Here is a 14,256-nt window from a genome sequence, read left to right as displayed (position 1 = left end):
CTGCCGGTGCAATCACTTGCATAACGCAGCCTTCACTGATCATAATGTCGACGAGTGGTTTTGGTCCAGAGCATGTGATCCTCCGTCGTTTTTGAAAACCACAGAAAACCATAATTGATTGAAATCATTCAACTTAATTTTCGGTCAGGCTCTAAGATGAGAAGTAAGAACTCAAATGGTGGAACCTCAGCCCTTAGATACGCACCAGTTAGAGCGTGTTCGTCAAATCGCCGTAGATTGCTTGTCTAAAAAAGGCGAGGAAGGGTTATCACACGACTTAAACGAAGAGGATTTAGTTCTTCTAGAAACAGTATCATCCATAGAGTTCACAGTCAGTCGGAACGTGCTCAAGTTTTCCGATCCGGAATGTAGAAACCAATTTGCTTCGGAACATTTTTTTGAACGAGATCAACATCAAGAAGATTTCGCCCCGATTGCGACAGCCCTAGAAATCAGGAACCAAGAGGGCTGGAGAGAGCATGGCGCGGCAGGCAGGTATTTGGCGTTAGCTCATTCGCGGACGGATATATTCCAGTGTGCGGCCAATTCGGTGGTCGCAGAAAATCATAGTACCTTTGATGTTCTCGATGTTGTCCAATCAGCACTACCATATATTGATGTTCCATCAGTCGATGGCTTGATTTCCTTGTGTGACGCTCAGTACGAGCACACTAAACGTGATCTTATGCAGGGCAGGTTCTTCACTGTTTTTGCTGATTGTTATCAAGGAAATCTGGATTTGTTCCGATTGATCATTGAAGCTGTGCGAGAAGGTCTGAAAAACAGTACGGCCTCCCTCTACACAATGTCACTATTGAGAATTTCTGAAACGGAACCAGAAGAAACGATCGGATACATATTTCGCGATGTAAACACGACAAATCCTGTTTTAAGGGCAAACGCTACATGGGCCTTGGGTCGTCTATTTCTTTTGCATCGTGTGCCAGAGACAAAATTATCGGACTCCACTGATTATCTTTCGGAAGCCGTTACTAATGCAAACGAGGAAATCCGCCTCGCAGCATATATGGCCCTTGCAGAAGGAGCTCTGATCCATCCACCTCTGACCGACACGCTAAATAATCTCCTTGAAAAGGAAGACCAAGATTTATTGCGAACACTGGCTCTGGTCATATTTCAACGTACCGATGAAGCCGAGACCAGCCCATATTTTGATGGCTGGGTAATGGCACTTTCCGCTCTGTCAGCAAACGAAGAAGCAGCGTTGGACAATTTGGACTTCGTGTTGGCGGGATTATTGAAAAAAGGCCGTCAAGAATTTGTCCTCTCCGTGTTGGAAACATGGATACTCCGCAATGCCGGTGACATGCCGAAAACGAAGGAACTTACAAAGCTTTTTGATTCAACCTTTCATAAATTACTCAACGACGAAGACATGCGGTCACGGATGATGACATCGTGGCTAATCCGTGACGAATATCAAATGCAAAAAGCCGCTGACGCTATCTTAAGCGAATTGCATCTATGTAAAGTGCATCAGATCACCTTCTCTCAAGATATGGTGAAAAAATTCGATAAAGACGACCTCATTCTATTGATTCGCCGAATGCTCGGGTACGTTAACGATGAAGAGCATCTCCTGTCTTTGCTGTTTTCACTTTTGTCCGTAGATGGGGCAGATGAAAACCCGTTGCCCCTCGTTAAAGAGGTGCTGACGAAAGAAGTTGGATTTGATTTTCCTGCATCAACATGTGATCGCCTGAAAGAGTTGAGGGCCAAATCTAAAAACCCAGAAATTCAGCATATGTGTGAATATGTTATCAAATCTATAGATGACTATTTTGACGCTTTGAAGGCTTTGCCGCAGATCAAGGAATTACGTCCTTCCCATGATTTGCAGGTCAAAATCCAAAAAGAGCACGGTAAGACCATGGCAGCCTATAAAAAAGCCGCTGAAGAGAAGTCCATCGTTCGTCAATTAGCCACTTGCATTCCTCTTAAAGCTGGGTCTGCATTTTTTTCTTTCCGGGATGGGGAGATAGGAGAGTCATCTCATCTGCAATCGTTTAGCCACAGCATCACTTTGCCTAGACGCTATGTGCAGGACACTGTCGGTTATGAACTGTCTCGATTGATACACCGAAATTCCAAGAAGGGGCAGTAAATGAAACTCATCTTATCTGCCTATTTACGGACTCTGAAAGAGCGTGATGAATTCGACGCCCTGTTGCCTGATTTGCTGTTGTCTATGGGAATTATTCCGCTCTCAAAACCACAAACTGGCACACGCCAGTTTGGTGTAGACCTTTCCGCCGTTGGCGTTGATAAAGATGGGATAGAGAAGCTCTTCTTATTCGTCCTAAAGAAGGGAGATATTGGCCGTCGCATATGGAATGGGGAAGGTCCTCAATGTGTTGAACCCAGTCTAGATGAAATTTTCAATGTATATCTCCGTAGCCATGTGCCACAGAAACATGGGAAGCATCCGGTCAAAATTGTGCTTGGCACCACTGGGGATTTAAAAGAAGAGGTGCAGCCAAATTGGGCAGGGTACACCGAGCGAAAAAAGGGTGAGGCCGAGTTTGATTTTTGGGGAGCAGATGAGCTTGCGGTTCTAATTGAACGCCATCTTCTTGATGAGCATCTATTCCAATCCGATGACAGGACTGATCTGCGGCGTGTTTTAGCTTTGGTTGGAGAGCCAGACTATTCTCTTGTTGATTTCCATAAGCTCCTTCTCCGTCAACTCGGATTGAACGTCGATGGCGAGTTACTAGACAACAAAATATCAACTCCAGTACTTGTCAAAGCTCTTACTCGTGCGAACCTCACGGCGCGAATTGTTTCTGGTTGGGCTTCCAATGACGGTGATACAAAAATCGCCCTTAAGGCTGCTGAGCGTACTTTGTTATGGTCATGGTGGAGAATTTCAAAAGCACCAGAAAAGGATCAAAAAAAGCTGACCGAGGAATTCTATCGGCTAATTGATACTTATGTTGCAACCTCGATGGCATACCTGCAAAAAATTGAACTCCATAGCCAAGTACAGGATGGCTTTAGCGGATACACCAGTGAAAGCTCGGTTCTTTCATTGACGGTGTTTGAGCATATCGGCCTAGTTGCCTCGATAGGTTTGGCCGCGATCTATTTTTCAGAAGCCCCCAATGAGCCAACCTCCATCATCGATATGGATCAAGTCTCACGAATCCTTCTTGGGATTATTACGAAAAACCCCGTATCCGGATCTCCGGCTCTCGACAGCAACACGATTGAAGTTTCGCTGGCTCTTTCCTATCTGATGTTAGCAGGCCACTATTCAGAAGCGAAGGAATGGTTGGGCGAAATCATTGGTCGGATTGATTACAGCTACAAGGTCATGAGGAATTTTCCGATTGGTACAGACTCATTGGATGACTTGGTTGAATTGGTCTTTGGCAAACCAGAAGAAGACCGGATCAAGGAACTTATGGCGACATCTTGGCTGTTGCCGACACTTGCAGGTTGGAGTGTCATCCTTGAGGAAGAAGGTTGGTATAAAAGAGTCGTTTCCGGGCAAAAATCGGAAGCCTACCCCGAAGTATGCAGCCAATTATGGCATCCATTGAAAGAGGACTTTTTTGGCCACCTTTATTTTCATCAGGCTCAGTATGAGTGCGGAGAAACTGAGGCACCGATCAAATTTCCAGATGAGATAGCTGCATACCAAAAGCATATGGAAGCGATATTGGCATCCGAAAGGCATGAAGTCGTCGAGTCTTCTCCTGCATTCCATGAGAATTTGTATGGTCTCGATTTAATTGCCATGCGTCATTTCAAGACGCCTGTACCTTCTAATTTTTGGTACCGTTTTCTCAATATGCAGGCACATCCATGAAAACACGATTGAAAAGGGATTGAACATGACCATCGAAGCAGGCACCCCCGCCCCCGATTTCACCTTGCCGACCGATGGCGGCGGCACGGTTACGCTGTCGGCATTGCGTGGCAAACCGGTGGTGATTTATTTCTATCCCAAGGATATGACGCCAGGCTGCACCACGGAATCCTGCGATTTTCGCGATCTGCAACCCGATTTTAGCGCCATTGACGCGCAAATCATCGGTATTTCACGCGACAGTGCCGCCAGCCATGACAAATTCAAAGCCAAGCATGGCCTGACCTTTGTGCTGGCCGCCGATGAAGACGGCACCGCCTGCGAAAGTTATGGCACATGGGTTGAAAAAAGCATGTATGGCAAAAAATACATGGGCGTTGAACGCGCCACCTTTTTGATCGACGGGGCAGGTGTCGTGCGCAATGTCTGGCGCAAGGTCAAGGTCAAGGGCCATGCCAGCGAGGTTCTGGCGGCGGTAAAGGCCCTTTGACATCGGGATCGGGTACAGGGCCGGCAACCGGTATAGCGGTCCTGTACTTCTGTTGCCTTTTATTGCCATCTTTGTTGTTGCAAGCTAAAACCCTAGCGACAATATAAGGGGATGAGAGTGTTCGCGTCGCAATAACGCCAGACGACAAACTCTCGCCGGTATTCCGGGGTCGCAGGGGATAAAAATGACAAAGAATGTTATCGATCTTGATGATCAGATGTTGGCCGATTTTCAGGATGAAGCCCGCGAAATCGTCAATGCAATTGACGTCCATCTTCAAAATGCCCGTTCCAAAACCAATATCGACGCGGCCCTTACCGGCATTCAGCGCGAGGTTTTCAATCTGCGATACAAGGGCAAATCGGTCAATGCACCGCTGATCAATCTGACCAGCCACCGTCTTGCCGATTATGCCACGGCGTGCCGCGATCTGAACGAAGACGCGATCAATGACATTCAGTCCTTTGTCGATAAAATTCTGGGCATTCTGGATGGTGAAATCACCGGGGATTCAACCGATTCTGCCGAATTTGTCCGTGAATTGCCGTCCAAACGGTCGCCCGACATTGATCCCAACTGGCTGAAAAAGGCCAATGTCGAAGCCCTTCTGGTGATTCCGCAAAAATCGATGGCGGGGATTGTCGAACGTGAACTTGCCGCCTGCGGTTATCGCAGTTCGGTGACGAAATCCTCGTTCGAGGCGCTGGAACTGGCGGTGCGCACCCGCCCGGATTTCATTCTGGTTGCCAAAACCATTGATGAACTTGACGGGGTTGATCTTGCCAATGCCCTGCAAGCCATGCCGAAAACCCGCAATATTCCAATTGCTGTTCTGACCGCCGATGCGCCCAATCACCCGTCGCTGCATGATTTGCCGCTGCGCACCGCGATCATCCGCAAAGGCGGCAGTTTTGGCGATGATCTGGCCGAGGCATTGGCGCGGTTCAACATCACGTAAATATTGCGCCTGACAAAAATTTGACCCTGCAAGCGGACCGTGGCAGAGATGCCCGGTCCTTTTGTTTCAGACCGGAACCGCCCCATGATCAGCCTTGCCGATGCCGCCAGACAGGTTCTTTTGACCCGCGACCCGATGGAAAAGTCGTTATTGACGGCAGAATTCGCCCAACAATGGCGCGGTGGTATCATTACGGAAACCGGCCGCGTCGATCTGCCGGACCGCCCCGGTCGCCCCGACAAACCCGAATTGCATTCCCCCGCCCGGATGCCCAAACGCGGCAAGGGTGGCCTTAAAGGCCGGATCGGGCTTTTGCATGCGCTGGCCCATATCGAGCTGAACGCCATTGATCTGGCGTGGGATATCGCCGCGCGGTTTCCCGATGAAAACATGCCGCGCGATTTTTACGATGACTGGGTTCAGATCGCCGATGACGAGGCCAAACATTTCCGCATGTTGACCGCCCGGCTGGGTGAATTGGGTGCCTGCTATGGCGATTTGCCCGCCCATGACGGATTGTGGCAATCCTCGATGGAAACCGCCTATGATTTGCTGGCGCGTTTGGCCGTTGTGCCGATGGTGTTTGAGGCCCGCGGACTGGACGCCACGCCGCCAACGGTTGAACGGCTGATTGCCAGTGGCGATACCGAAAGTGCCGAGATTTTGCGCCTGATCGCGGCAGAAGAAATCGCCCATGTTGCCGCCGGTCGCAAATATTATGAAATGATGTGCGACAAACGCGGCCTGCCCTATTACACCACATGGCATGCGCTGTTGCGCAAGCATCTGCGCGGGCCGCTCAGACCGCCCTTTAACGACGCGGCACGCTATGACGCCGGGATGCCGCCGGATTATTATCAGGACTATGTCCTTGAATTACCCGATGAAAACGACGCCTGATCCCACGCATTGAGATAGCGCAAAGTTTTCTCATTCCAGAAAAGATACTCTTTTGCCTGAAACATAATCGCCCGCCCTTCTGATGGGGGGATGGGGCTATGTGACACAGCAAACGAGGTTAGAGCCATGCCCGCCACCATGAAAGCCGCCGTCGCCCGCGAATTCGGCAAGCCGTTATCGATTGAGGAAGTGACTATTCCCGATGTTGCGCCCGGCACCATTCTTGTCAAGGTCGAGGCATCCGGTGTCTGCCATACCGATCTTCATGCTGTTGAGGGTGACTGGCCGGTCAAACCCAATCCGCCCTTTATCCCCGGCCATGAAGGGGTTGGTTTTGTTGCCAAGGTCGGTGCCGGTGTCAAGGCCGTTCGCGAGGGCGACCGCGTCGGCGTGCCGTGGCTGCATTCGGCCTGTGGTCATTGCCATCATTGCCTGACCGGCTGGGAAACCCTGTGCGGGGAACAACTTAATACCGGCTATGCCGTCAATGGCGGGTTTGCCGAATATGTTCTGGCCGATCCCAATTATGTCGGTCATTTGCCCGATGCCCTGCAATTTGGCAATGCCGCCCCGGTACTGTGTGCCGGTGTGACTGTTTATAAGGGCTTGAAAGAAACCGAATGCAAACCCGGTGAAACCGTGGTGATTTCCGGCATTGGCGGCCTTGGCCATCTTGCCGTGCAATATGCCAAGGCCATGGGCATGAAGGTGATCGCGGTTGATATCAGCGACGACAAGCTGGCCCTTGCCAAAAAACTGGGCGCGGACTGGACGATCAATGCCAAAACCACCGATCCGGTGGCCGAAGTCCAGAAACAGATGGGCGGCGCACAAGGCGTTCTGGTCACCGCCGTTTCAAAAAGCGCCTTTTCACAAGGGGTTGGCATGCTGGGCCGTCATGGCACGATGGCGCTGTGTGGCCTGCCACCGGGAAAATTTGAACTGGATATTTTCGACACCGTTCTGTCGCGCAAAACCATTCGCGGTTCCATCGTCGGCACCCGTGCCGATTTGCAGGAAGCCCTTGAATTCGCAGGCGACGGCAAGGTGCATTCGCACTACACCACCGAACCGCTTGAAAACATCAATTCGATTTTTGACCGCATGCGGGCGGGCACGATTGATGGCCGCATTGTGATGTCGATCTGATCCATCCGAAAAACGGGGTGCAGTACACATTGCACCCCGTTTCTTCATTCAGGCCGCCGCACTGCGCATTTGGGCTTCGTGATCCAACAGCCACTGTTTGCGGTCCAGCCCCCCGGCATAGCCGGTCAGTTTGCCATCCGATCCAATTACCCGATGACAGGGTACGATGATCGATACCGGGTTCAGCGCATTGGCCCGTGCCACCGCCCGCACGGCATTGGGCTTGCCCAGTGTGACCGCTAGCCCGCCATAAGACCGGCTTTGCCCGGATGGAATGGCGATCAGGGCCTGCCAGACGTTTTGTTGAAAATCCGTGCCGATCAGGGTGATGTCTTCCATCGGCAATCGCCCGGCCTTACCGGCAAAATAGGCATCCAGCCACCTCAGCACCGATTGCGGGGCCGTGGTGGTGGCCCCCTCTGCCCAGTCAATGCGTTTGAAACGCCGGGTCTGGATCATGCGCAGGCGATCATCATTACCGGGAAAATCAAGATGCACCAGCTTGCCCGCCACGGTGGCAAGGGAAAGTTCACCCATCGGGCTAGCATAACGCATTACGTCCACGCGCGTTGTCATTGCGGTTCCTCCGGTTCCAGGGCCGACCATAAATATTGCGCGGCATAGGCACGCCACGGTCGCCAGCGTTGTGAATAATCTTCCAGATCCTTGGTTTTTTGCGGCCCGCCGCCCATGATCGAGGCCTTGAGAATCCCCAGATCACCTGCCGGAAAAGCATCGGGTTCGCCAAGGCCACGCAACCCGAAATAATTCAGGGTCCACGGACCAATGCCCTTAAGCCGTGCCATATCGGCCAGCACATCCGCCCCATGACGATCCGCACAGCCCGGACGGACAAACAGATCGATCACATCGGCAAGGGTTTGGGCGCGCCGGGTGGTCAGGCCGATCGATATCAAATCCTGCGCCTGCAAAGCATCCGGTGTCGGGAAAAGATGAGTGACGCCACTGCCCGATGCCAGATTTTCGGGCAAGGCTTCGCCAAAACGGACCACCAGCCGCCCGGCCAATGTGCGGGCCGCCGCGACACTGACCTGTTGGCCCAAAACAGCCCGCAGGGCCAGTTCAAACCGGTCCCAGCATCCCGGCACCCGCAATCCCGGTCGCCGCGCAATCAGCGGGGCAAGCAAATCATCCCCGGCCAAAAAGGCCGTGATCGCCCCAATATCGGTATCCAGATCAAACAGGCGACGCACCCGCCCGCCAATTTCCAGCAATTTGTGCCGAGCATCGCCGCGCAGGGTAATGATCACGCCGCTGCCATCCGGGGGAAAGCGGCACATCATCAGGCCCACCGCCTCACCCATGCGAAAACCCCGGCAATAGTGCCCGTCATCGACATGTTCCAGCCCCGGAATGGCTCGGGCGCGGAAAAAAGACAGCAAATATTTGGGATCAAAGGGTTGTCGGGCACGCAACCGCAAGACCAGATCATCCTGACTTGCCGATGGTCCGCTTGCCGGTAATGTGCCGCGCCGAAAGGCGGTTGGCGCATGGCCATAGGCCTGTTTCATTGCATCATTGAACCGGCGCAAGGACCCGAATCCGGCAATATCGGCGATATCGGTCATCGACAGGTTGCTATCGACTATCAGGTGTCGGGCACGCAACAGGCGACGCGCCCGGGAATGGTCCTGTGGCGAAACGCCGGTATGATCGCGGAAAATGCGCCGTAAATGGCGGCTGCCGATACCCAGACGGGCGGATAAATCCTCGACCGATCCGCGTTCAAGGGCCCCGTCTTCGATCAGGCGCACGGCGCGTTGCACGGTCGCAACAATGCCCGATGCGGCCGGACTGCCGGGGGCGGCTTCGGGGCGGCATCGCAAACAGGGCCGAAACCCGTGGACGATGGCCGCCTCGGCTGTTGGATAAAACCGGACATTGGCCCGCTTGGGCGTGACCGCCGGGCAAACCGGGCGGCAAAATATACCGGTGGTCAGGACGGCGGTATAAAACCGTCCATCAAACCGCCGGTCGCGGGAAATCAATGCCGTATAGCAAATGTCATCATCAAGCTGTTCCATACCGGTAGCCTAACAGAACCTGGAAAAATTTCTCGCCAGATTCGGACTCCGACATTCGCCGCCGCCTAAAAAGCGGGCGGGGCTTCTTCGGTCAGTTTTTCATAAAAATTACGGTCCAGAAGCACGGAAACCGCAATCAAAACCGGCGACTGACGATCATGTTCCTTGACGATCAAGGCATGGGGAGCCGGAATCATGTCGCGGATCGCCAGAACCTCGAATATCTGGTTACGACTGTTCGCAACCTTGAATCTGTCGCCTACCGCGATCTGTAATCGCACTTTTCGCGACATTTGGTCCACCTCCGTTGAAGGGCGGCTCTCATATAAGGGGAATACATATCCGGGAAGACAAGTGTTTCCGATAGGGATGATTACGCCAATAGGGTCGTCATCCTGACCGGAACTTCCGGCAACATTATGACAGCATGACGTTTATCGGGCTGATCACAACCCGATAAACGCAAAAGGGCAATGGCCGGGGGGGCAAAGACCCTAGATTCTTTCGTAGAGATCACCATCCAGCAGGGTTGAAACCGCAATCAGGACAGGTGATTTGCGTTCATTCTGCTTGAAAACAATTGCATGAGGGGCAGGTTGCATCTCGCGCAATTCAAGAACTTCATAGACAAGGCTGCTGCCCTGTTTGACTCGAAACTTGTCCCCCGACGCAATTTCACGTCGTATTTTTTTCATAGGCATTGTCATTCTCCGCTACCGAACAGCCAAAGAAACCGTTGCGATGCACATCATACAAGCCATCAGGTCCCGGATTTTTCTGCGATGGCAATCATCCGTATAGAAATCCGACCGATAAATCCGGCCTTCCCATTCCGGGTACCATGAATGGGAAAAGAACATAGCACGAAAAGAGAACGGCAAAAGATGCTGTTTGCATCGGGCACATTCACATTCCCGCCATCCCTCATGCAATGGCGGTTTTCCCGGTTTTTCATCCGGAAAAAAATTTCATTCCGATGACAATAGACGCCGCAATCGCGGCCATGTGACGACCAAATACCCCATCCCCGGAAAACCGAGTCTGCGCCATCGGGATGGAACAGAAAACGGACAGCCCGAAAGCTGCCCGCTTGATACCGTCCGGCATGGCAGGATCAATCGATATCCTGAATATCGCCCGCCGATCCGGTGACGCGCGCCGCAAGGGCCGCCCCCATAAATTCATCCAGATCGCCATTCAAAACGCCCTGGGTGTCAGATGTTTCGACCCCGGTGCGCAGATCCTTGATCATCTGATAGGGCTGCAAGACATAAGACCGGATCTGATGGCCCCAGCCAATATCGGTCTTGTTGTCCTCCACCGCCTGGGATTCGGCTTCGCGGCGTTGCAGTTCGGCCTCATACAGCCGGGCTTTGAGCATCTTCATCGCCGTATCGCGGTTTTTGTGTTGCGACCGGTCATTCTGACACTGCGCCACAATCCCGGTTGGAATATGGGTGATTCGCACCGCAGAATCGGTCCGGTTGACGTGCTGTCCGCCTGCACCCGAAGCGCGATAGGTATCAACCCGCAAATCCTTGTCCAGAATCTCGATATTGATTTCATCATCAATCACCGGATAAACCCAGACCGATGAAAAGCTGGTATGACGGCGGGCGGCACTGTCATAAGGCGAAATACGCACCAGACGATGCACCCCGACTTCGTTTTTCAGCCAGCCATAGGCATTCAGCCCCGACACCTTGTAGGTGACGGATTTGATCCCGGCTTCTTCGCCGTCGCTTTCTTCGAGCATTTCCAGCTTGTATTTGTGGGCTTCGGCCCAGCGATAATACATCCGCGCCAGCATGCTGGCCCAATCCTGTGCCTCGGTGCCACCGGCCCCGGCATGGATTTCAAGATAGGCATCATTCTGGTCGGCTTCGCCCGACAGCAGGCTTTCCAGTTCGCGCTTGGCAGCAATATCGCGGACCGATTTCAGTGCGGCTTCGGCCTCGGCCACCGTATCGGTATCGCCTTCGGCTTCGCCCAGTTCGATCAGTTCGATATTGTCATCAAGTTCCTGGGCCAGGGACTTGTAACCATTGATCGAATCTTCAAGATGGGTGCGTTCGCGCATGACTTTTTGCGCATTGGCCGGATCGTCCCACAAGGTGGGATTTTCGGCCAGCGCGTTTAGCTCATCCAGACGTCTGAGGGCATTATCCCAGTCAAAGATGCCTCCTCAGCAGCGCCATCGACTGCTTGATTTCATCTACCAATGCCTGTGCTTCGGCGCGCATTGACTGTCTCCGTTGGTTGGTCGGGTGTAACGCATCGCGTTGAAATTTGGCGCCCTGTATAACAGTTTTTCCCGGCAAGGAAACCCCTGCCCGCCCGGAAAATCAAAACCCGGCATCTTTAACACCGGGTTCTGGTTATTCAGGAAAGGGGAAATCAGTAAATCCCGCCCGGAACGGACGGCGTTGCACCGCCTCCGGTGCTGCCACCATTTCCGCCACCGTCAATCACATTATCGATCGAGGCCGGAATGGTGCCGGGTTTGAAGGCTTCCCAGATCACATTGGTGTCACCCGGACGGGCCGGAATGCCGGTACGTGAATCAACCCGGACCATGCGAATACCGGGCGGGGTCCGGAACGGGACGGCCTTGGTCTTGCCAAGGGCTGCCGCCATGAAATCCTTGAAGATCGGTGCGCCAAGGCTTGCACCCTGTTCATTGTCACCCAGCGACCGGTTATCATCGAAACCAACATAAACCCCCACGGCAAGGTCCGGCGAAAACCCGACGAACCACGCATCGCGGAAATCATTGGTGGTACCGGTTTTACCGGCCAACGGAAAACCAAGTTCCGAAATCCGGCGACCGGTGCCGCGCAGAACCACACCTTCAAGCATCGACACCAGTTGAAAGGCACTGGCTGGGTCGGTCAGTTGTTCGCGGGTATCGGGCAGTTCCGGCGGCATCTGATTGTGATAGGTGACATTCTGGCAATCGGCGCAATCGCGGTCATCGCGGCTGTAAATCACCTGCCCGCGACGGTCCTGAATACGGTCAATCAGGGTCGGGGTGATTTTCTTGCCACCATTGACCAGCATGGCATAGGCCGCCGTCATCCGCATCACGGTGGTTTCAGCAGCCCCCAGCGACATTGACAGGACTTCGGGCATGGTATCGACAATGCCAAACCGCTTGGCGTAATCGGCGACCACCGGCATGCCGATGGTTTGGGCCAGACGCACCGTCATCAGGTTCCGCGACAATTCGATGCCCAGACGCATGGTCGAAGGGCCATAAAACTTGCCGCTGTAATTGCCCGGTTTCCATTTGCCCAGCCCCGGCCCCTGATCCATCACAAAGGGCGCATCCAGCACCAGTGTGGACGGGGTATAGCCGCGATCAAGGGCGGCGAGATAGACAAACGGTTTAAACGACGATCCCGGCTGGCGGCGGGCCTGACTGGCGCGGTTGAATTTCGACAGATCATGCGAAAAACCGCCTGCCATCGCCAGAACCCGCCCGGTATGCGGGTCCATCGCCACCAGACCGCCATTGACATTGGGGATCTGACGCAGGGCATAGCTGTCTGCCGGATAATCCTTGCCGTCGCTGTCCTTGCTGATGGCTTCGACCAGAATGACGTCGCCGGGATTGACAACCTCGGACGCCTTGGTCACCGACGGGCCCAGTTTCTGACCCTTGACCCACGGGCGGGCCCAGCGCAATTCGGCAAACGGGATTTTGCCCGTCGCCCCGGTTTCGACACGGATCACGGCATCATTGCCATCCAGTTGCGTGACAACGGCACGCACCCACGGAATATCGCGCGGGGCGCTGATTTTCTGTAATTTTGTGCGCCAGTCGCCCGATGAAAGATCAATCTGCGTGATCGGTCCGCGCCAGCCATGCCTGCGGTCATAGGCCACCAGTCCGTTAAACAGGGCACGGTCGGCGACATCCTGCAAGGACGGGTCCACGGAGGACCGCACCGACAGACCGCCATGATACAGAATGTCTTCGCCATACCGGTTCACCAGTTCGCGGCGGATATCCTCGGCGAAGAAATCAGCACGATACGCATCGACCGACAGGCGTTCCTTGCCGATCAGCGGGCTGGTCCAGGCGGCCTGCGCCTCGTCCTCGGTGATCAGTTTTTCTTCGAGCATCCGGCCAATCACCCAGTCGCGGCGCACCTTGGCTTCGTCATGGTTGCGGATCGGATGATAATTGGACGGTGCCTTGGGCAGGGCGGCAAGATAGGCGGCTTCTTCGATATTGAGTTCTTCCAGCGATTTGTCGAAATACCGCAACGCCGCCGCCGCAACGCCATAACTGCCAGAACCCAGATAGATTTCGTTCAGATAGAGTTCCAGAATGTGGTTTTTGCTAAAGGCGCGTTCGATGCGAAACGACAGGATGGCTTCCTTGACCTTGCGTTCATAGGAAACCTCGCCGGTCAGCAAAAAGTTTTTCGCCACCTGCTGGGTGATTGTCGATGCGCCAACCGGACGACGCCCGGTGCCCATATTGGCCAGATTGGTCACAGCGGCGCGCAGCACGCTGGCGAAATCGATGCCGTAATGGGAAAAGAAATTCTTGTCTTCGGCGGCGATGAACGCATCGATCACATGACGCGGCATGGCTTCGATCGGCACGAACACCCGTTTTTCACGGGCATATTCGGCAATCAGTGCGCCGTCACCGGCATGCACACGGGTCATCACGCTGGGCTGATAATCAGCCAGTTGGGAATATTCCGGCAGGTCTTTGCCAAAATGCCAGAAAACGCCAATGACGCCCGCCACCCCGGCCAGCCCCATCAAAAACAACACGCCCACAATACTAAGAAAAATACGCATCAATACGGAACTTTTTCTGTCAGGTTTTTCTGATGATCATTTGCATGACCGCATCGAC

At 53.6% G+C, this 14,256-nt stretch carries 12 protein-coding genes; 6 read left to right on the top strand and 6 right to left on the bottom strand.

Going from position 1 to position 14,256, the window contains the following annotated elements; genetic code table 11:
• Positions 1-175: 175 nt before the first annotated feature.
• The 6 genes from Q8O73_RS18605 (at position 176) to adhP (ending at position 7,332) form a co-directional block, all read left to right on the top strand.
• On the top strand, positions 176-2,125 hold the full coding sequence (locus tag Q8O73_RS18605) for a HEAT repeat domain-containing protein (protein ID WP_305559702.1): 1,950 nt from the start codon (positions 176-178) through the stop codon (positions 2,123-2,125).
• Positions 2,126-3,835 (top strand): hypothetical protein, encoded by a 1,710-nt coding sequence (locus Q8O73_RS18600; RefSeq protein WP_305559701.1) that lies wholly within the window; start codon positions 2,126-2,128, stop codon positions 3,833-3,835.
• A 25-nt stretch (positions 3,836-3,860) separates the two neighbouring features.
• Positions 3,861-4,325 (top strand): thioredoxin-dependent thiol peroxidase, encoded by a 465-nt coding sequence (bcp, locus tag Q8O73_RS18595; protein WP_305559700.1) that lies wholly within the window; start codon positions 3,861-3,863, stop codon positions 4,323-4,325.
• A 184-nt stretch (positions 4,326-4,509) separates the two neighbouring features.
• Positions 4,510-5,283, top strand: a complete 774-nt coding sequence (locus tag Q8O73_RS18590; protein ID WP_305559699.1) for a hypothetical protein — start codon at positions 4,510-4,512, stop codon at positions 5,281-5,283.
• 84 nt (positions 5,284-5,367) lie between these two features.
• Positions 5,368-6,183, top strand: a complete 816-nt coding sequence (locus Q8O73_RS18585) for a ferritin-like domain-containing protein (protein ID WP_305559698.1) — start codon at positions 5,368-5,370, stop codon at positions 6,181-6,183.
• Positions 6,184-6,309: 126 nt separating this feature from the next.
• The gene (adhP, locus tag Q8O73_RS18580; protein WP_305559697.1) at positions 6,310-7,332 is read left to right on the top strand and encodes an alcohol dehydrogenase AdhP; all 1,023 of its coding nucleotides are present in this window, start codon (positions 6,310-6,312) and stop codon (positions 7,330-7,332) included.
• A gap of 48 nt (positions 7,333-7,380) precedes the next feature.
• Here the strand turns inward: adhP and Q8O73_RS18575 are convergent, their stop codons facing one another.
• From Q8O73_RS18575 to Q8O73_RS18550, 6 genes are all read right to left on the bottom strand, one after another.
• Entirely contained in the window at positions 7,381-7,908 is a 528-nt protein-coding gene (locus tag Q8O73_RS18575; protein WP_305559696.1) for a methylated-DNA--[protein]-cysteine S-methyltransferase, read from the bottom strand.
• Complete coding sequence (locus Q8O73_RS18570) at positions 7,905-9,377, bottom strand: DNA-3-methyladenine glycosylase 2 family protein (protein ID WP_305559695.1); 1,473 nt, start codon at positions 9,375-9,377, stop codon at positions 7,905-7,907. Before Q8O73_RS18570 ends, Q8O73_RS18575 begins: the two co-directional genes overlap by 4 nt.
• 65 nt (positions 9,378-9,442) lie before the next feature.
• Entirely contained in the window at positions 9,443-9,670 is a 228-nt protein-coding gene (locus Q8O73_RS18565) for a hypothetical protein (RefSeq protein ID WP_305559694.1), read from the bottom strand.
• Between the two features lie 201 nt (positions 9,671-9,871).
• Positions 9,872-10,078 (bottom strand): hypothetical protein, encoded by a 207-nt coding sequence (locus Q8O73_RS18560; protein WP_305559693.1) that lies wholly within the window; start codon positions 10,076-10,078, stop codon positions 9,872-9,874.
• 413 nt (positions 10,079-10,491) lie between these two features.
• Positions 10,492-11,620 (bottom strand): peptide chain release factor 2 gene (prfB, locus tag Q8O73_RS18555; protein ID WP_305559692.1). Its coding sequence is split into 2 segments (ribosomal slippage): positions 10,492-11,550 and positions 11,552-11,620, totalling 1,128 coding nucleotides; the frame shifts between segments, so codons are not numbered across the junction.
• Between the two features lie 154 nt (positions 11,621-11,774).
• Positions 11,775-14,198 carry a penicillin-binding protein 1A gene (locus tag Q8O73_RS18550; RefSeq protein WP_305559691.1) on the bottom strand — a complete coding sequence of 808 codons (2,424 nt, stop codon included), beginning with the start codon at positions 14,196-14,198 and terminating at the stop codon, positions 11,775-11,777.
• Between the last annotated feature and the right edge of the window lie 58 nt (positions 14,199-14,256).

Origin of the sequence: Thalassospira sp. (assembly GCF_030690045.1) — a bacterium.
In the GTDB taxonomy this organism is placed as follows: Bacteria; Pseudomonadota; Alphaproteobacteria; order Rhodospirillales; family Thalassospiraceae; genus Thalassospira.
The sequence above is the reverse complement of the archived record's forward strand: the minus strand, read 5'-3'. Positions and strand labels throughout refer to the sequence as shown.

Coding starts and splice junctions, on each gene's coding strand:
- Q8O73_RS18605 (WP_305559702.1), top strand. CDS start 176: ATGGTGGAACCTCAGCCCTTAGATACGCACCAGTTAGAGCGTGTTCGT.
- Q8O73_RS18600 (WP_305559701.1), top strand. CDS start 2,126: ATGAAACTCATCTTATCTGCCTATTTACGGACTCTGAAAGAGCGTGAT.
- bcp (WP_305559700.1), top strand. CDS start 3,861: ATGACCATCGAAGCAGGCACCCCCGCCCCCGATTTCACCTTGCCGACC.
- Q8O73_RS18590 (WP_305559699.1), top strand. CDS start 4,510: ATGACAAAGAATGTTATCGATCTTGATGATCAGATGTTGGCCGATTTT.
- Q8O73_RS18585 (WP_305559698.1), top strand. CDS start 5,368: ATGATCAGCCTTGCCGATGCCGCCAGACAGGTTCTTTTGACCCGCGAC.
- adhP (WP_305559697.1), top strand. CDS start 6,310: ATGCCCGCCACCATGAAAGCCGCCGTCGCCCGCGAATTCGGCAAGCCG.
- Q8O73_RS18575 (WP_305559696.1), bottom strand. CDS start 7,908: ATGACAACGCGCGTGGACGTAATGCGTTATGCTAGCCCGATGGGTGAA.
- Q8O73_RS18570 (WP_305559695.1), bottom strand. CDS start 9,377: ATGGAACAGCTTGATGATGACATTTGCTATACGGCATTGATTTCCCGC.
- Q8O73_RS18565 (WP_305559694.1), bottom strand. CDS start 9,670: ATGTCGCGAAAAGTGCGATTACAGATCGCGGTAGGCGACAGATTCAAG.
- Q8O73_RS18560 (WP_305559693.1), bottom strand. CDS start 10,078: ATGCCTATGAAAAAAATACGACGTGAAATTGCGTCGGGGGACAAGTTT.
- Q8O73_RS18550 (WP_305559691.1), bottom strand. CDS start 14,198: ATGCGTATTTTTCTTAGTATTGTGGGCGTGTTGTTTTTGATGGGGCTG.